The following is a 17874-nucleotide window of genomic DNA, read 5'->3' on the forward strand; positions in this document are numbered from 1 at the left end:
GTCAGGCGAGCGAATGCAGGATGCGGTGGGCCATCTGGTGGCCGGTGAGTTCGAGCTGTTCGCGGGCGAACTCCTGCTCGCCGGACTTCTTGAAGAAGGCGTCGGGCGTGCCGAAGCGCAGGAACTTCTTCGGTGCGATGCCGGAATCGACGATCCATTCGGCGACAGCCGAGCCGAAGCCGCCGATCAGCGAATGCTCCTCGATGGTGGCGACCAGCTTGTAGCGCGAGAACGCATCCTGGAGGCGCTTCTCGTCGAGCGGCTTGACGGTGTGGAAGCTCACCACCTCGGCCGAAACGCCCTTTTCCTTCAGCGCATGCGCGGTCTCGATCACCTCGGGCAGCATGTTGCCGGTGGAGAGCAGGCAAACATCGCTGCCCTGCTCGATGGTGATCGATTCGCCGATCTTGAAGTTATCGAGGCGACCCTTGTGGACCACGGGCTCGCCCTTCTTGCCCATGCGGATATAGGCGGGCTTGTTCTGCTGCATCACGGCGCGCAGCGCGGCGCGGACCTCCCAGGCGTCGCCGGGCGCGATCACGATCATGTTCGGGATGGCGCGCAGGAAGGCGATGTCCTCGCAGGCATGATGGGTTGGGCCGAGACCCGCATAGGCGAGGCCGGCGCCGACCGAGACGACCGTGACAGGCACGTCATGATAGGCCGCGTCGGTGCGGATCTGCTCGAGGCAGCGCGTCGTGCAGAACGGCGTGATCGTATAGGTGATCGGCCGCATGCCGGACATGGCGAGGCCGGCCGCGACGCCGGTCATGTTCTGCTCGGCGACACCGCAATTGATGAAGCGCTCGGGGTGCGCCGCCCGGAACTTGTCGAACAGCTTGTTGCCGATATCGCCCGAGAGCATGACGAGGCGGGGGTCGTCATTGCCGAGGGCGGTCAGCTCGTCCGCGAATGCGTTTCTCATACCAGGCCGAGCTCCTTGTGCGCCTTCACGACCTCGTCGGCGGTCGGGGCACGGTAATGCCAGTTGTTGTCGTCCTCCATGAAGGAGACGCCCTTGCCCTTGACGGTATGCGCGATCAGGGCGACGGGCTTGCCCGAGCCGTTCGGCAGCGCCTGCATCTTGCGCGCGAGTTCGCCGACATCATGGCCGTCGATCTCGTGGGCGTCCCAGCCGAAGGCGCGCCACTTGTCGGCGAGCGGAGCCAGCATCAGCGTCTCGTTTGAGCGCGCCGTCGCCTGCCACTTGTTGTAATCGACGATGACGCAGAGGTTATCCAGCTTCTGGGCCGAGGCGAACATCGCCGCCTCCCAGACCGAGCCCTCGTTGTTCTCGCCGTCGGAGAGCAGGGCGTAGACCTTGTAGCTGCGCTTCTGGATGCGGCCGGCGACCGCCATGCCGATGCCGATCGGCAGGCCGTGACCGAGCGAGCCGGTCGCGGCCTCGACGCCGGGCAGAAGGTTCGCCGGCGGATGCTCGGCCAGGCGGCCATTGTCCTGGTTGTAGGTCTTGAGCTCCTCGACCGGGAAATAGCCGCGATTGGCCAGCGTCGCATAGAGCGCCATCGCCGCATGGCCCTTCGACAGGATGAAGCGGTCGCGATCCGGGTCGGTCGGGTTGGCCGGGTCGATCTTCAGGACGTGCCAGTAAGCGGCGGTCAGGACATCGAGGCAGGACAGCGACGACCCCAGATGCGCCGAGCTCGCGGCGTGGCACATCGTGATGACTGTCCCGCGCAACTGGGCCGCCCTGGCCTTCAGGGCTGCGACATCGGGCTCTCTGTATGCGGCGTTCATCAGTGTCTTACGCCTTATGGATGTATTTGGAGGGGAGGGACGGCAAATCGGCCTCGAAGCGGCGCATCCAGCCGATCGTGTCGGCGATGCCGTCGGCGAGCGAGATCTTGTCCTGCCAGCCGAGTTCGGTACGCAGTTTGATCGAATCGAGCGTGTAGGCGGTATCCTTGCCGGGACGCTCGGGGCCGATCTCGACGCATTCGTCGAAGTTCTTGCCGAGCGTCGACAGGATCGTCTCGACGCAGGTCCGGATCGAGACCAGCTCGTAGCCGGAGATATGGTAGGTCTCGCCGAGCGCGCCCTTGAGCGCGATCTTCAGCGTCGCATCCGAAACGTCGCGCATATGGATGAAGACGCGGATCGACTTGCCGCCGCCGTCGAGCCTGAGCTTCTGGCCGGTCATCGCCGCATAGATCGTCCGCGGAATGATGCGGTAGAGCTGCTGGCCGGGGCCGTAGACATTGGCCGCGCGTGTGAACAGCACCGGGAACTGGTATTGCTGGAAATAGGTCCGCAGGCTCATGTCGCCGGCAGCGCGCGAGACGGCATAGGGCGTCGACGGGTTGAAGGCGTGGTCTTCCTTCACCCAGCCCTCGGTCGAGCCATAGGCTTCCGGGGTGGTGACGTGGACGTAGCGCTCCAGGCCGTCATAGTTCCGTAGCAGGTCGTGCAGCCGCACCGTCGAGACCACGTTCGTCATCATCCAGTGATCGGGGTTGATCCAGCTCTCGCCGACCATCGACTGCGCCGCGAAGTTGACGACATGCGTCGGGCGCTCTTCCTTCAGCAGCGTTTCGAGCGCCGGAAGATCCTTGTTGATGTCGATGCGCTTGAACCGGACCGTGCCGGGCCGCTTCTTCCACTTGTAGGGCAGAAAGGCGCGATGCGGCTCCTTCGAGCGGCTGGTCGCGATGACGTCGTAGCCCTGCTCGGCCAGATAGTCGCAGAAGAACGCGCCCGAAAACGAGTTCGAGCCGAGGACGAGAAACTTGACGCCTGACGTCATGTCGAGAGGATTTCCTACGCTGCCTTGACGTGGTGACGGTGCTTGTACAGCCACTGCACGATCATGTGGCCCAGAATCGTCTGGGTGTCCTCGGCGATCTGCATGTCGTCGACGGGGAAATGGATCGCCACATCCGCCATCGCCTTGGCCTTGCCGCCGCCGAAGCCGACGACCGCATAGGATTTGACGCCGCGGCGCTTGGCTTCTTCCAGCGCCTTCAGGATGTTCGGCGAGTTGCCGCTGCCCGAGAAGGCCAGCAGGATGTCGCCGGGATTGGCCATCACCGCGAGCTGATAGGTGAAGACCTCGTCATAGCCTTCGTCATTGGCGAGGCAGGCCAGCACCGCCGGGTTCTCGGTCAGCGCATGCGCCCGGATGCCGGAGCCCAGCGTCTTCGAGAGTGGGTACATGAAATCATTGGCGAGATGGTTGGCATTGCCCGCACTGCCGCCATTGCCGATCAGGAAGAGCTGGCGCTTCTCCTGCCAGCAGCCGAACAGATCCTCGGCCAGCTCCTTCACGGGAGCCCAGTCGAAGGCCTGCAGCGTCTGCGCCAGCCGCGCCGAATAATCCTTGAAGTGATCCGTCGGATCGCTCAGTTCCGCCATGTCGCGGCCTCCCGGGCCAGTTCTTATTCGGCGGCCGCTTGTGCAGGCAGAACCGTCTTCATCATCCATTTGAGATTATGGAAGCGATCTTCTTCCTTGAGCGCGCCCTGGCGGTAGAGGCCGACGATCTCCTTGATCGCATCGTCGACCGTCTTCTTGGGCTTAAAGCCGGTGGCGAGCAGCCGGTCGGAGTTGACGCGGTAGCTGCGCGGATCGTTGGACGGCTTGACCTCGATCTCGGCGCCGACATGCTCGGCCACCATCTTGGCGATGTCGAGGATCGAGATGTTCTCGAAGCCCGCGTTGTAGACGCCGGTGTGCTGCGGGTTCTCCATCAGGAAGATGTAGAGGTCGGTGATGTCGTCCATATGGATGTTCGGGCGCGTCTGCTCGCCGCCGAGCACCGTGATCTTGCCCTTGGTCAGGGCCTGCATGGTCAGGAGGTTGACGGCGACGTCGAGGCGCATGCGCGGGGAGAAGCCGCAAACGGTCGCCGGGCGCACGATCTGCACCGTCATGTCGTTCTCATAGGACAGCAGGATGCGCTCGCCGCACATCTTGGTCTTGTTGTACTCGGAGATCGGGAACAGCTCGAGGTCTTCGGTGACCTGCGGCTCGTCGGAGACGCCATAGACCGAGCCGGACGAGGCATAGATGAAATGCTTGATGCCCTTGCGCTTCGCCCGGTCGGCCAGCTGCATCGTGGCGAGGCAGCTGATTTCCCAGGTGAGCTTCGGGTCGAGATCGGAACACGGGTCGTTGGCGACGCTCGACAGATGGATGATCACGTCGATCCCGTCGAGATTGACCTCGTCGCTGTTGCGGATGTCGCCCTTCACCACTTCGAGATTGGGGTGGGGGCGCAGGAAGTTGCCGAACCACTGGATATCGAAGGCGCGGACCGTGTGGCCCTTTTCGAGCAGCTTCGGAACCAGCACCGTGCCCTTGTAGCCGCAAGCGCCAGTGACGAAAATGTTCATGGACCGTTTCCTCGCGAAGAACCCGGCAGACGGTGTCTCCGGGCTGGTGGCGACTGTGAAGAACGGCGCCCCGAAGGCTCCCGCCGGGCGCGCGCCGCCTCATAGCAGCATCAAAATGGCATGTCGATAGCGGCGCGCGCCCGCGCCGTTCCCGAGCCGGTCGCGTGGCGCTTGCGGCGCTCGCCTGCGATCGAATTGGCGCCTTGCGGGTCAAACGAGGTGTGTTCCGCACCGTTTTCACTCCTGGTGGCGCGGAATGATTGCCGCCTATCTATGATTGGTCTAAGGAAGCGCGCCCTGCCGCATCGTATTCGCCGCCGACCTGACGGACCTGATCTGAATGACGAAGATGACCGATCTCACGGACCTCGAGGAGGCGGTAGACGCAAGTCGCGAGCCGCTGACCAGCGTGGCGGCCATCCGGGCTCTGGCGGGCGAGAACAAGCGAATCGCCTTCGTCTCCGGCAATTTCAACGCGGTCCATCCTGGTCACCTGCGCCTGCTCCGTTTCGCTGCCGAGAATGCCGACATTCTCGTGGTCGGGATCAATCCCGACACGACGCCTGGCGTCACCGTTCCGCAGCCCCTGCGCCAGGAGGGCATCGAGGCGATCTCGCTGGTCAGCTATGCCGTAGCGCTCACCGGCACGCCGGAAGAATTCGTCGCGGAATTGCGGCCCGACGTCGTGGTCAAGGGCAAGGAGTTCGCCGAGCGCGAGAACCCCGAGAAGCCGATCGTCGAGGGTTATGGCGGCAAGCTGATCTTCTCGTCGGGCGAGGTTCGCTTCTCCTCGATCAGCCTGCTGCAGCGCGACTATGCCGAGCCGAACTTCCACACCATCAAGCTCCCGGCCGACTATCCGTTCCGCCACGGTTTCGACAATGAGGACCTTAAAGGCTGCCTCGACCGCTTTACCGGCCTGCGCGTCCTGGTGATCGGCGATCTGATCGTCGACAAATACATCAACTGCGATCCGCTCGGCATGTCTCAGGAAGACCCGACCATCGTGGTCACGCCGATCGAGCACAAGACCTTCGTTGGCGGCGCAGGCATCGTCGCGGCCCATGCCCAAGGGCTCGGCGCAAATGTGCGCTTCATGTCGGTAGTTGGCGACGACGAGGCCGCCCGCTATGCGGAGGAGGCGCTTGGCCGCTACAACGTCAAGCTCGACCTGTTCCTCGACCGCTCCCGCCCGACCACGGTGAAGGAGCGCTACCGCGCCAATGGCAAGACGCTGCTGCGCGTCAACCATCTCCGCCAGCACGCGATCGAGAGCGATCTTCAGGCCCGCATCCTCAAGCGAGTCGAGGACGTGGTCTCGGATGTCGACCTCATCCTGTTCTCGGACTTCAATTACGGCATGCTGCCGCAGCCGCTGGTCGAGGCCATCGCCGCGCTCGCCGCCCGCCACAAGGTGATGATGGGCGCCGACAGCCAGTCCTCCTCGCAGCTTGCCGATATCTCGCGCTTCAAGGGCATGGACATTGTCACGCCGACCGAGCGTGAGGCGCGGCTTGCGCTGCGCGATTTCGAGTCGGGCCTCGTCATCGTGGCCGAGCGGCTGCGCGAAGTCGCGCGCGCCGGCAGCGTCGTCGTCACGCTCGGTTCCGAGGGGCTGCTGATCCATGGTAGCAAGGACGGCATCGAGCGCTCCGACCGGCTGCCGGCCTTCAACACGGCGCCCAAGGATGCCGCCGGTGCCGGTGATTCGCTGTTCACGACGCTCTCGATGGCGCTCTGTGCTGGCGTCGACATCTGGCGCGGAACCTATCTCGGATCGGTCGCGGCCGCCTGCCAGGTGTCCCGCGTCGGCAACACGCCGCTCACGCGCCAGGATCTGATCATGGAGCTCGAGCAGGCCACCGTCACCCGCGCCTGAGGGCAGAGTCACCATGCGCGCATTGCTGCTGGCGGCAGGGATCGGGAGCCGGCTTCGGCCGGTCACCGACACGATTCCCAAATGCCTCGTGCCGATCCACGGCCGGGCCCTGCTCGACTACTGGTTCGACCTGCTGATGCCGGCCGGTGTCGGCCCCGTCCTGATCAACACGCATTACCTGCCCGACGCGGTGCGCCGTCACGTCGCGCAGGCTCCCTATCGCGATCAGGTCACGCTGGTCCATGAGGAGGTCCTGCTCGGCACCGGCGGCACGATCCTGGCCAATGCCGCCTTCTTCGGACGTGAGGCCTTCCTCGTCGCGCATGCCGATAACCTGACGCGCTTCGACATGCAGGGCTTCGAGGCCGTGCACAAGGCGCGCCCGCCCGGCTTCGCCATTACCATGCTGGCCTTCGAGACCGACGATCCGCGCTCCTGCGGCATCCTCGAATTCGGGGCCCCGGCGGCGGCGGGCCAGGCCGGCATCGTCAAGGCCTTCCACGAGAAGGTCGAGAACCCGCCCGGCAACCTCGCCAATGCGGCGGTCTACATCCTCGAGCCGGAGGTGCTGGACTTCCTGGCAAGCCTTGGCAAGCCGGTGATCGACCTCTCGACCGAGGTCATCCCGCATTTCGTCGGGCGCATCCAGGCGGTTTCGCTCGCGACCTATCACCGCGACATCGGCAATGTCGAAAGCCTGCGCCGGGCGCATGAGGAATTCGTGCCCTGAGGCCTGCGGCGTCCGTTCAGGCCGTGCCGTCGAACGACCAGGCGATCGCGGCCTCGACATCATCCAGCATCGGCCCGGGATCGGCATAGGCGACCGCCTTCTCGATCGCGCCCCGGCGCTGCCGAGCCCGGAACTCGGCATCCTCCGCCATGCGGATCGCCAGCGCGATGTAGTCCTCGTCGCTGCGGGCGAGCAGGTCGGGGTTGCGATCGGCTTTGAGCAGCGGATCCCAGGGCGTGCCGAGTCGCGCCAGCACCGGCGTGCCATGCGCCGAGACCTGCCTGCAGGCATTGCCGCCGATGAAGGGAAAGGTGTCGCACATCAGGTCGATGGCGGGGCCGTAGACGTCGAGATCGACCAGACCCGCCTGCAGCGTCACCCGCCCCGCCAGATCGGGTCGTCGCGTGAAGGCCTCGACCAGCGCCGGATCGCCCGGCCCTGCAATGACGAGATGGAACCGAGGATAGGCCGCGAGCATCCTTGCGAGCACGGACAGATTGTGGGCGTCGAGCTTGACCAGCCGCACGAACACGCCGAGTACGAAGGCGTCGTCAGGAAAGCCGGCCCGCACCCGCGCGATTTCGGCCGGGTCGGCTGTGCCGCCCATCGTCTCGCCGGCCTGTCGCCAGGTGATCATGCTGGTGCGCGGCGGCGGGCTCGGCGCAAACGAGGTCGGCGTCAGCGTCCAGTCGAGTGCCTGAAGGCTCCAGAACGGAAAGCCGGTGTCGATCCAGATCTGCCGGTCGGCGACCCGCCTTACGAACAGGGAGGTCGCGATCGCCCGGTTCTGCTCGGTGATGACGACATCGGCCCCGTCTGCCCGGAGGCTCTCGGCGATCTCGTCGATCCGGTCATAGCGTCCATCCTGCGGGAAGGAGCGGATCTCGATATTGACCGCCGCCATCCGCTCGACGAAGTCGGCTCCGACATGTTGCACGAGATAGAGCAGAATCCGGCGGTCGGGCCGGGTGCAATGCGCCTCGATCAGGGAGAGGAAGAGTGGCGTCACCGCATTGCCCTGGTTGAAATGGGCTGTGTGGAGCAGATAGGCGACGACCAGCTTGCGGCCCTGTGGCAGCGTGGCGAAAGGCCGTTCGGCACGGCCGACCCGACTCTCGATCCAGGTCTCGAAGGCCGGTGCTGCCCTGTCGAAGCGGCGCAGGTCGCGGACGTCGCTGACCCCGGCGAAGGAGAGCGCATGCAGGGCGTCATAGGTCCGGCAGGCCTGGAATTCGGTCAGGTCCGGTTCCCGCAGCATGGCCACGAACTGCCGTACCCCGAGTTCGGCCAAAAGGAAGAGATCGACCGAAGGCGCGCTCATTAGCGTGTCGTGTAGCGCGACGATGATGTCGCTGCGCCGCTGCACGCTTTGAGCCGAGAACGCAGCGCTCGACAGGAGGCGGCCTGCCGTCTCGAAGGCAGCCTCGCGGGCGCGACCACGCGCTGCCTCGTCTGTAGAGGTCAGATCCGCGATCCGCGAAAAATGGACCCAGGCGCGCTCGAAGGCGAGGCGGTCCCGAACGTCGGCCGGCAGCCTGTGGACTGCGCTGACGGTCTCCTCCAGGAAGGCCAGCCTTGCCAGCAGATCCTCGCGCTCCGGCAGGGTCGCAACCGACGCCCGCACGACATGGGTCTCCCATTCGGGCGGGAAAGGCAGGCCGCGCCCGGTCAGCGCCGCGTAGAGCGCCTGGCCTTCGTCGGCACCGGCTCGTCCTGCCGCCATGCGGTCGACCAGGGCGGCCTCGTCAGGCTGAAGGCCCAGCGTCCCGAGGGAGGTCTCGACCGGGATGGACCCGGCCTCCACCTGCGGCACGGTTGGCGTGGTGGTCAGAACCGCCAGTCGCGCGGCCAGATCTTCCCGTTCGGGCAGGGCCGCGACCGTCGCCTTCAGGATTGCGATCTCCCATTCCCGCGGAAAAGTACCCGCCCTTGCGCTCACCGAGCCGTAGAAGGCGAGTCCATCCTGATAGGGCGCCTGTTCCGCCATGATGGGCTTCAGCATCGCGGCTTCCGACGGCAGGAGATCGATTGGGCCGACCGAGGTCTCGACAGTCACCGACATGGCATGCACCCAGCTGGCATCGACCGGTCCGCCAGGGCGCGGGCGAGAGGGAAGGGTTGCATCATCTGGAATCCATCCGCTGCCGTCACTGCCGGCGCCCGGCTTTTCCGCGTCGCCACCGAGTCCGTCAACCCGTGATGAGCCGGTTCGGCGTCCGGCTCTTGAGGAAGCGCCGCGCGTCCGGGCCTGTGTTCATCAGGAGGTCGAGGATGCTGACGGCTCCCTCGAAGGCGCCCCAGAGCTGCGGGTAAGGCTCATAATCGTAGCTCTTGTATTCGAGCCCGATCCCGGCTTCGCGTAAGGTTTCGAGGTCGAGATAGCTTTCGGCAGCAGGGCCGGAGAGGTAGCTCGTCCCCCCGACCGCCTTGACGAGCGAGATGAGGCGCTCTGTCTTGCGGCCCTGGCCGGGCAGCGAGGCGGCGTCGATCAGCGGGGTCCTGATGCCGAGTCGGGCGTTGACCCGGGCGATCAGGGTGCGGTTGAGTTCGCTCAGCCGCACGGGCCTGCGGGCGAAGATCTCGGCGACCTCTGCCGCGACCTCGGCGTGATGCGGTGCCGTCCCGTAGTTCTGGCGCAGCAGGTTGAGATGCCGGGCGGCCCAGTCAGTCTCCCAGTCGATCACGACGTCCTGGACGAGCCGGTCGCGAGCGCCGCCCTGCAGCGAAACCGTAATCCAGGCCGACCCCTGCGGCGTCTTCAGCTTGTTGCGGTTGCGCCAGTCGCGATCGGTGTACTGGACGTCGTCGAACAGGATGAAGACGTCGCAGTCGTCGATGAAGTCGAAATAGCCCCGCCAGGGCACATAGTTCGACTGGATGATGCCGACGCGCATTGGAGCTTAAGCCCGCCGGCTCACTTCAGGCGCGCAGCGAAGAACTTTCGGCTCACCTGATGGGCGCTGTCATAGCGGCCCGATGCCAGGACGCGGTCGCGGATCGCGTCATCGACTCCGTCATAGACCGAGAAGGCGTCGTCGAAGGCGATCCAGCCGCCCGGTATCAGGAACTGCTCGACCGCCGCGATATCGGCGCAGACCGCGTCATAGGAATGATCGCCATCGATGAAGCCGAGCCGGACCTTCAGTCCTGCCGGGGCCTGGGCGGCGAAGATCGTACCGGTGCCCTGGAACGGCGTCACCGTATCGCTCAGCTTCTCGTCGGTCATCGTCTTGTTGAAGGCGTCGAGGATGCCGTCGAACCGCGCATAGACCGTCGCGATATCGCGCTGGAACGGCTCGTCCCAGACGGTCTGGTCCTCATAGCCGCCGACCGCGGTATCGCCGAGCTTGACCGAGAAGGAGTGGCTGCCGTCGTCATTGGTGCGCCAGTCGACGCCGCGCGGGAAAAGGTCCACCGCATGGACATGGCCCACGCCGGTCGTCTGGACCGCATGGCCGAGGATCGCGGTCGAGCGCCCGCACCAGCTGCCGATCTCGAGCACATCGCCGCCGAGCGGCGCCGTGGTCATCGCGAGCATGTGCAGCGCCAGCAACTGGTCGGCTGGCGTCCAGCCCGGGACGGCCTCGGAAATCCGCGCGATGCGAGCGGTCACCGGCTGCGGCTTTGCTGCCGATTGGGCTTCGGTCATGGGGAACTCCGGAGGCTACGACTGATGTCATGGACGCATGAGACGACGTAGTCCTGATCGTCAAGTGCGAGATCGGCAAAAAGCGGCAGCCGGACCAGGCACCGGGAGACGTGGTCGGTGACCTCCAGCGACCCGTGGGTGCGCCCGAAGCGTCGCCCGGCAGGGGCGGAATGCAGCGGCACGTAATGGAACGTTGCCAGCACGCCGCGCTGTTGCAGGCCCGTCAGCATCGCGTCGCGCTGCGCCGGGTCGGGCATCACCATGGCGTAGATATGGCCGTTCGAGTCGCGGTCCTGCGGTACGTGTGGCCGGCGCAGCGTTCCCTCGGCCTCAAGCGGGGCGAGCGCCGCATGGTAGCGGTCCCAGACCGCCTTGCGACGCTGGGTGATCGCCTCGGCTTCCTGCAGCTGGCAGATCAGCAGCGCGGCCGTGATCTCGCTCGGCAGGAAGGATGATCCGAGATCGACCCAGGTGTATTTGTCGACCTCGCCGCGGATGAACTGGCTGCGGTTCGTGCCCTTTTCCCAGATGATCTCGGCCCGTTCGAGCAGTTCGGGATCATTGACCAGCAGCGCGCCGCCCTCGCCGCAACTGATGTTCTTGGAGCCGTGGAAGCTGAAGCAGCCGAGGCCGCCGATCGTCCCCAGCGGGCTGCCGCGGTAGCGCGCGCCGACGCCTTGCGCCGCATCCTCGACGACCGCGATGCCGTGGCGCCCCGCGATCTCCATGATCGCATCCATTTCGGCTGAGACGCCGGCGTAATGAACCGGCATGATCGCGCGTGTCCGCGGCGTGATCGCCGCCTCGATCAGCTCCTCGTCGATGTTGAGCGTATCGGGGCGGACATCGACGAACACCGGCACGGCTCCGCGCAGCGCGATCGCGTTGGCGCAGGAGGAGAAGGTGAAGGACGGCACGATGACCTCGTCGCCGGGGCCGAGATCGAGCAGCAGGCAGGCCATTTCGAGCGCCGCCGTGCCCGAGCCGGTGATCAGCGCCTTGCGCGCGCCGGTCAGGGTCTCGATCACGGATTGCGCACGGCGCGTCATGGCGCCGCCGCCGACGAGAGCGCCGGAGGCCAGGACCTCTGCGATCGCCGTGTCCTCGCCCGCCGCGCGTGGCGGGCGCGAAAACGGCACTATCCGTTCAGGCAAGGTTGGTTTCGAGTGCGCCGGCATTCGCCTTGTTTTTCTTTTCGGCCTCGAACTCGTGCATCACCGTCGCATAGCTGCGGCCTTCGCCCGGCCATTTCGTCACCGACCAGTCGGGGCACTGTGCGCAGAAGGAGTGCTTGGAAGCGAATTTGCCGGTGACGTGAGCCTCACGGAGTTGGCGCATCTCCTCGCCCTGCCAGACCTCGGCCACCGTCATCAGGCTGAAATTGCCGACGGCGGCGATGTGGTGCCAGTCGACCGGGCAATAGGTCAGCTCGCCATCGGCCTTCAGCACCATCCGTTCCCAGGGGTAGAGGCAGGGCTTGCGCGGCACCGGGGCCGTCGCCCAGAGGAGATCCTTCATGTCCTTTACGGCGCCGCCGCAGGAATGACGATTGCGCAGCACGACGAAATCGGCGCCAGCTTCCTTCCAGTAGCGCTCGAACTCGTCGGCCTCGTGCATGTTCTCGGGCTGGCGGACGAAGCTGACCATGATCTTGGTTTTGCCGCCGGCTTCCTTGGCCATCTTGATCGCGCGGTGCGTGCACTCATGCGTGACCGAGAGAACGCCCTTGACCCGGATGATGCCGTAGGTCTCCTGGCTGTGCGCATCGATCGAGACGTCGATCACGGCGACGCCGGCCTCGATCAGGGCCTTGGTGCGCTGCTCGGTCAGCAGCATCCCGTTCGTGGTGACGTTGATCGGCAGGCCGGTCTTTTCATAGGCATAGGCGATCATTTCCGCGAGTTGCGGATGCAGCAGTGGCTCGCCGTCGCCGGTGTAGCGCAGGAAGGTGCAATGGCCCTTGCCGGTCGTCGCGATCTCGTCGATCAGCTTCTTGTGCAGTTCCACGGGCAGGTTCTTCCGCCCCGCGCCCTTGAGCTTGGTGACCGTCTCGTAGGGGCAGTGGATACAGGCGAGGTTGCAGAACATCGTGCAATCGACGTTGATCTGCGAGGGAAAGGCCGCGCTGAGATATCCGCTGAACTGGCCAACCGTCATTGAGGAACCTCCGGCCGCAAAACGGCCCGCTCTGAAACAACCGCGTATAGAGCGCCCCGCCATTCCCGGCAAGCTGAGGGCACGTCACGCATCCTTGTCTGGGGCCGCCGGCCGGATCAGGACGCGGCCCGCGATATACAACACTATATGACAGGAACCCGGATGGTGCCAGTTACACCGGGCATGCCCGCCATCCGTGCATGCGCGCCCGGCCCTTGCCCGCCACCTGCCGCTTGCGCGATAAGATCCGTGGCTTGCCTGCTCGCCGCGTTGCGACGGGGTGTCAGGAGCCTTACGCAGCAAGAGCTTTCCCAACAAGAGCTTCCGCGATCATGAGTTTCCGCAACATCCACACGCATGGCCTCATTCGTCTGGCCTGTGCTGCGCCGCGGCTCAGGGTTGCCGATCCCTCCTTCAATGTCGCCGAAATGCTTCCCCTGCTGCGCCGTGCGGACGAGGGCGGCGCCTCGATCGTGCTGTTCCCCGAACTCGGCCTCAGCGCCTATGCGATCGACGACCTGCACATGCAGAGCGCGTTGCTCGACGCGGTCCAGGCGGCGATCGGAGTCCTCGTCGAGGAATCACGGAGCCTGCGTGCGGTCGCCGTGGTCGGTGCGCCGCTGCGTGTCGAGAGCCGGCTGTTCAACTGCGCCGTGGCGATCCATCGCGGTCGCATCCTGGCCGTCGTGCCCAAGACCTATCTGCCGAACTACCGCGAGTTCTACGAGCGCCGCCAGTTCGCCTCGGGCGAGCGGGCGGGCGTCGCCGCGATCACCCTCTGCGGCCAGGATGTGCCGTTCGGCACCGACATCCTGCTGACCGCGTCCGATGTCCCCGATCTCACCATCCATATGGAGATCTGCGAGGACGTCTGGATGCCGATCCCGCCGAGTTCCTTCGCGGCACTGGCGGGGGCGACGGTGCTGCTCAACCTCTCGGCCAGCAACGTCACCATCGGCAAGTCGGATTGGCGCCACACGCTGTGCAAGGCCCATTCCGGCCGCTGCATCGCGGCCTATGCCTATTCGGCGGCGGGAACGGGGGAATCCACCACCGATCTCGCCTGGGACGGACAGGCAATGATCTATGAGAACGGCGCGCTGCTGGCGGAAGCGGAGCGCTTCGCGGCCGAGCCGCAGCTGATCCTCGCCGATATCGACCTGGAGCGGCTGGCGCTCGACCGCATCCGCATGAACACCTTCGGCGACAATGCCGACGCCTTGCGCGACCGGCTCGACTTCCGGCGGATTTCCTTCGCGCTCGAGCCCGATCGCGAAAGCGATCTCGGCCTGCTGCGCGAGGTCGAGCGCTTCCCCTTCGTGCCGAGCGACGACGCCCGGCTGAACGAGCTCTGCTACGAGGCCTACAACATCCAGTCGCACGGCCTGCGCAAGCGCCTCGACAGCACCCGCGTCGAAAAGATCGTCATCGGCGTTTCCGGCGGCCTCGATTCGACGCAGGCCCTGCTGGTCGCGGCCGACACCGTCGATGCGCTGGGACTGCCGCGCGCGAACATCCTCGCCTATACGCTGCCGGCTTTCGCCACCAGCACGGGAACGAAGACCAATGCCTGGCGGCTGATGAAGGCGCTGGGCGTCACCGCCGCCGAGATCGACATGACGCCGGCCTGCCGACAGATGCTGGTCGATATCGGCCATCCCTTTGCCAAGGGCGAGCCGCTCTACGACATCACCTTCGAGAACGTGCAGGCGGGTGCGCGCACCTCGCTACTGTTCCGGCTCGCCAACAAGAACAACGGCCTCGTGCTCGGCACGGGCGATCTCTCGGAGCTGGCGCTCGGCTGGTGCACCTATGGCGTCGGCGACCACATGTCGCATTACAACGTCAACGGCTCGGTCTCGAAGACGCTGATCCAGCATCTCATCCGCTGGGTCGCGCAATCCGGCCGCTTCGGCGGGGAAGCCTCGGCCGTGCTGCTCGACATCCTCGCCACCGAAATCTCGCCGGAACTCGTGCCCGGCGATGGCGAGGGGCCGAGCCAGAAGACCGAGGATTTCGTCGGCCCCTATGCGCTGCAGGATTTCAATCTGTTCTACGTCACACGCTACGGCTTCTCGCCCAGCAAGGTCGCGTTCCTGTCCCATCATGCCTGGTCGGATGTCGCGCGGGGCGACTGGCCGCCGCATATGGAGGCAGCCAAGCAGGTCGCCTATAATCTCCCGACGATCAAGAAATGGCTGCGCGTCTTCGTGCGCCGCTTCTTCGAGACCAGCCAGTTCAAGCGCTCGGCCGTGCCCAACGGCCCGAAGGTCTCGTCAGGCGGCTCGCTCTCGCCACGCGGCGACTGGCGCGCGCCGAGCGACGCCTCGGCCGCCGCCTGGCTCGCCGATCTCGACCGCATCCCGGATTGAGGGTGGTCGCTACGACCGCCCGCCATCCACCGACAGCACCTGGCCGGTGATCCAGCCGGCTTGTTCGCTCAGGAAGAACAGCGCAGCGGCGGCGATGTCGGCCGGCGTGCCGAGCCTGCGGGTGTGGATGCCCTCGACCAGCCGCTTCTGGCCTTCCGCGCCGTAGCTCTCCCATTGCCGCTCGGTCGCGGGGTTGGAGCGCACGAAGCCGGGCGCGACCGAATTGACCGTGATGCCATGCGGCCCGAACTCCCAGGCGAGTTGCTTGGTCAGGCCGACCAGAGCGTGCTTGGCCGAGGAATAGGCCTGGATGCCGGTCAGGCTCGGGCGCAGTCCCGCGCCCGACGAGATCGTGACGATGCGGCCGTGACCGTTGGCTTTCATGGCGGGTGCCGCCGCCTGCGCCAGGAAGAAGGCGGAATCGACATTGGCGGCGAAGATGACGCGCCAGTCGGCTTCCGAGATCGCCTCGATCGGCCGTCCGACCTGACCGCGCACGCCGCCGGCGGCATGGACCAGAAGGTCGAGCCGGCCGCCTTGCGCGACGATGGCCTCGATCAGCCCGGCCGCGGCCTCGGGCGAGCCGAGATCGACCGCATGGGCGGTCGCGCCGATTTCGGCGGCGGTCGCGGTGACGCCCTCGGCGTCGATATCGGCGAGATGGACGGTCGCGCCGGCCTCGGCCAGCGCGGTCGCGATGGCACGGCCGATGCCCTGGGCTGCGCCGGTGACGAGGGCTATGCGGTTGTCAAAACGGATTTGCATCGGTCGATCAGCACTTTCAGGGTCTCGAAGGATTGCGCCCGCCGGCCGTCCTCGATGTCGTGGATCAGCGTCACCAGCGTCTCGACGGCCGGCGTCGGCACGCCGGCTTCGGCCCCGAGCCTGGCGATGACGCCGATCTGCGGATCGACCTCGGTCTTGCGCTTGCGCACGGCGAGGTCGCGCCAGATGCCGGAATGGGTCTTGGCGGTCTTCGATGTGTAGTCGACGAGCCAGGCGATCGTCTCGATCTGCGGATATTCCGGCTGGCCGGGCGCGAACACCATCGGGTCGAATTCGCCAAAGCCCAGCGTCGAGACGCCGCGCGCGGCGGCCACCGCTGCGACCTCCTGCCCGAGCGCCAGCCAGACCACGAGGCGCTCGGGATCGGCGAAATTGGCCGACATCGAGTCCTGCGTCAGCGCGGTGCCAAACAGCATCGCGCCATAGGACAGCTTGCCCCAGAGATAGCCCCAGATATTGGTCGTCAGGATCGAGGCCGGCTCGAATCCGAGCAGCAGCTTGTGCATGGCGATCGCGCGCGGCGTGATCTGGCCGTCGATCTCGCCGACGACCACGGCCCCGGCATTGCCGTAGAGGATCTCTCCCGGCCCATGCCAGTCGGCCCCGAAATTGACGAAGCAACCCATCGTCCGCTCCGCGCCGAGTTGAGCTGCGATGGCGATCTCGTTGAGCCCGTTCTGCGCCGACAGCACGAAGCCGTCTGGCGCCAGATGCGGTGCGAGGGCGGCCACGGCCGCTTCGGTCGCGCCGGCTTTCACCGCCAGCACGATGCGCTGGTAGGTGCCCGTGAGTTCGGCAGGCGTCACCGCCGGAATGACCTGCCTGAACTCCTCGATCGGCCCGGTGATCGCAAGGCCGGTGGTGCGGCAGGCCTCGACATGCTCGGGCACGATGTCGACGAGCAGCACGGGAACGCCCGCGCGCGCCCAGTAGGCGCCGAGCGTACCGCCGATCGCGCCGGCGCCCCAGATCAGGATGGGTTCGTCTGTGCTCATGCCTGCCCCGCGATCTCGACATCCGCATGGGTCGCGACATGCACGGTGCCGTCCGGCGTCACCCAGCCGCGATACATGCCGTCGGTGTTGTAGGGCGCGACGATGGCGCCGTCTGCATCGATCGCGACCAGCCCCGCGCCGATCTTGTGCGCGCTGAGTTCGCCCAGAACCGATCGGCTCGCCGCGTCCAGGGCCAGGCCCTTGTAGCCGATCAGCGACGCCAGTTCGTGGCCGACGCAGTAGCGGATGAAATACTCGCCCTTGCCGGTGCCCGAGACGGCGCAGCGCCCGTCGCGGGCATAGGTGCCGGCGCCGATGATCGGGGAATCGCCGACGCGGCCGACCGGCTTGTTGGTGTAGCCGCCCGTCGAGGTCGCGGCCGCGAGATGGCCCTGCGCGTCGAGCGCGACGGCGCCGACCGTGCCGTGCTTTTCGGCTTCGCTCGCGTTTGAGGCCGTGCCGACTAGCTCGCGGATCTTCATCGAGGACAGGTTCTTGCGCCGCCGCTCGGTCGAGAAATAGCCGTTCTCGACCATGTCGAGCCCTTCATGCTCGGCGAAGCTGTCGCCGGCCGCACCGACCAGCAACAGCGGATCGCCGCGCTGCATCAGGGCCTTCGCCGCCGTAACAGGGTTGCGGATGCGCTTGACGGCTGCGAGCGCGCCCGCTGCGAGCGTCGCGCCGTCCATGATCGAGGCGTCGAGCTCATGCTCGCCATCGGCATTGAAGGCGGCGCCATAGCCGGCATTGAAATGCACGGAATCCTCCATCACCCGCACGGCGGCCTCGACGGCGTCGACCGCGCTGCCGCCCTTGGCGAGGGTGGCCCAGCCCGCCCGCAGCGAAGCGGCCAGATCGGCCCGGGCATCGGCCCATTCTGCCTCCGACATCTCGGATTTGGGCAGCGTGCCGCAGCCACCATGGATGGCGAGAGCGATGGTCATAAGGGAATGT

16 protein-coding genes are annotated in these 17874 nt (G+C 66.1%); 3 read left to right on the forward strand and 13 right to left on the reverse strand.

All coding sequences use genetic code 11. The features are described from left to right. Position 1: 1 nt before the first annotated feature. From AC1DYU_RS14630 to AC1DYU_RS14650, 5 genes are read right to left on the reverse strand one after another with little or no spacing between them, the layout of a single operon-like run. Positions 2 to 925 carry a transketolase family protein gene (locus tag AC1DYU_RS14630; RefSeq protein WP_476792257.1) on the reverse strand — a complete coding sequence of 308 codons (924 nt, stop codon included), beginning with the start codon at positions 923 to 925 and terminating at the stop codon, positions 2 to 4. Continuing rightward, positions 922 to 1758, reverse strand: a complete 837-nt coding sequence (locus tag AC1DYU_RS14635) for a transketolase (RefSeq protein WP_476792258.1) — start codon at positions 1756 to 1758, stop codon at positions 922 to 924. The genes AC1DYU_RS14630 and AC1DYU_RS14635 overlap by 4 nt, the downstream gene beginning before the upstream one ends. 7 nt (positions 1759 to 1765) lie before the next feature. Next, positions 1766 to 2764 (reverse strand): GDP-mannose 4,6-dehydratase, encoded by a 999-nt coding sequence (locus tag AC1DYU_RS14640; RefSeq protein WP_476792259.1) that lies wholly within the window; start codon positions 2762 to 2764, stop codon positions 1766 to 1768. A gap of 14 nt (positions 2765 to 2778) precedes the next feature. Continuing rightward, entirely contained in the window at positions 2779 to 3372 is a 594-nt protein-coding gene (locus AC1DYU_RS14645; protein WP_476792260.1) for an SIS domain-containing protein, read from the reverse strand. A 23-nt stretch (positions 3373 to 3395) separates the two neighbouring features. After that, positions 3396 to 4352: an SDR family oxidoreductase gene (locus AC1DYU_RS14650; RefSeq protein WP_158484441.1), complete on the reverse strand. Its 957-nt coding sequence runs from the start codon at positions 4350 to 4352 to the stop codon at positions 3396 to 3398. 349 nt (positions 4353 to 4701) lie between these two features. On the opposite strand from AC1DYU_RS14650, the gene AC1DYU_RS14655 reads away from it, so the two are divergent. Together AC1DYU_RS14655 and AC1DYU_RS14660 are read left to right on the forward strand one after the other, a co-directional pair. Next, on the forward strand, positions 4702 to 6231 hold the full coding sequence (locus AC1DYU_RS14655; protein WP_476792261.1) for a PfkB family carbohydrate kinase: 1530 nt from the start codon (positions 4702 to 4704) through the stop codon (positions 6229 to 6231). Positions 6232 to 6244: 13 nt separating this feature from the next. Beyond that, complete coding sequence (locus AC1DYU_RS14660) at positions 6245 to 6961, forward strand: nucleotidyltransferase family protein (RefSeq protein WP_476792262.1); 717 nt, start codon at positions 6245 to 6247, stop codon at positions 6959 to 6961. Positions 6962 to 6977: 16 nt separating this feature from the next. On the opposite strand, the gene AC1DYU_RS14665 is transcribed toward AC1DYU_RS14660, so the two are convergent. The 5 genes from AC1DYU_RS14665 to AC1DYU_RS14685 form a co-directional block, all read right to left on the reverse strand. Then, positions 6978 to 9023, reverse strand: a complete 2046-nt coding sequence (locus tag AC1DYU_RS14665; RefSeq protein ID WP_476792263.1) for a tetratricopeptide repeat protein — start codon at positions 9021 to 9023, stop codon at positions 6978 to 6980. Positions 9024 to 9150: 127 nt separating this feature from the next. Then, positions 9151 to 9855, reverse strand: coding sequence for a WbqC family protein (locus AC1DYU_RS14670; protein WP_476792264.1), 705 nt, complete (start codon positions 9853 to 9855; stop codon positions 9151 to 9153). Positions 9856 to 9875: 20 nt separating this feature from the next. Then, positions 9876 to 10610 (reverse strand): class I SAM-dependent methyltransferase, encoded by a 735-nt coding sequence (locus tag AC1DYU_RS14675; protein ID WP_476792265.1) that lies wholly within the window; start codon positions 10608 to 10610, stop codon positions 9876 to 9878. After that, a complete protein-coding gene (rffA, locus tag AC1DYU_RS14680) occupies positions 10607 to 11764 on the reverse strand; it encodes a dTDP-4-amino-4,6-dideoxygalactose transaminase (RefSeq protein WP_476792266.1) in 1158 nt (385 codons plus the stop codon). Before rffA ends, AC1DYU_RS14675 begins: the two co-directional genes overlap by 4 nt. After that, positions 11757 to 12767: a radical SAM/SPASM domain-containing protein gene (locus AC1DYU_RS14685; RefSeq protein WP_476792267.1), complete on the reverse strand. Its 1011-nt coding sequence runs from the start codon at positions 12765 to 12767 to the stop codon at positions 11757 to 11759. Before AC1DYU_RS14685 ends, rffA begins: the two co-directional genes overlap by 8 nt. 332 nt (positions 12768 to 13099) lie before the next feature. Here AC1DYU_RS14685 and AC1DYU_RS14690 point away from each other — a divergent pair, with 332 nt between their 5' ends. Then, the gene (locus AC1DYU_RS14690) at positions 13100 to 15139 is read left to right on the forward strand and encodes an NAD(+) synthase (RefSeq protein WP_476792268.1); all 2040 of its coding nucleotides are present in this window, start codon (positions 13100 to 13102) and stop codon (positions 15137 to 15139) included. A 9-nt stretch (positions 15140 to 15148) separates the two neighbouring features. Here the strand turns inward: AC1DYU_RS14690 and AC1DYU_RS14695 are convergent, their stop codons facing one another. The 3 genes from AC1DYU_RS14695 to AC1DYU_RS14705 are packed head-to-tail and all read right to left on the reverse strand — an operon-like array spanning position 15149 to position 17864. Further along, positions 15149 to 15904 (reverse strand): SDR family NAD(P)-dependent oxidoreductase, encoded by a 756-nt coding sequence (locus AC1DYU_RS14695; RefSeq protein WP_476792269.1) that lies wholly within the window; start codon positions 15902 to 15904, stop codon positions 15149 to 15151. Beyond that, a complete protein-coding gene (locus tag AC1DYU_RS14700) occupies positions 15877 to 16920 on the reverse strand; it encodes a ketopantoate reductase family protein (protein ID WP_476792270.1) in 1044 nt (347 codons plus the stop codon). The genes AC1DYU_RS14695 and AC1DYU_RS14700 overlap by 28 nt, the downstream gene beginning before the upstream one ends. Continuing rightward, entirely contained in the window at positions 16917 to 17864 is a 948-nt protein-coding gene (locus tag AC1DYU_RS14705; protein ID WP_476792271.1) for an isoaspartyl peptidase/L-asparaginase family protein, read from the reverse strand. Before AC1DYU_RS14705 ends, AC1DYU_RS14700 begins: the two co-directional genes overlap by 4 nt. Positions 17865 to 17874 lie beyond the last annotated feature (10 nt).

This window comes from Allobosea sp. P2_B12 (assembly GCF_056404835.1).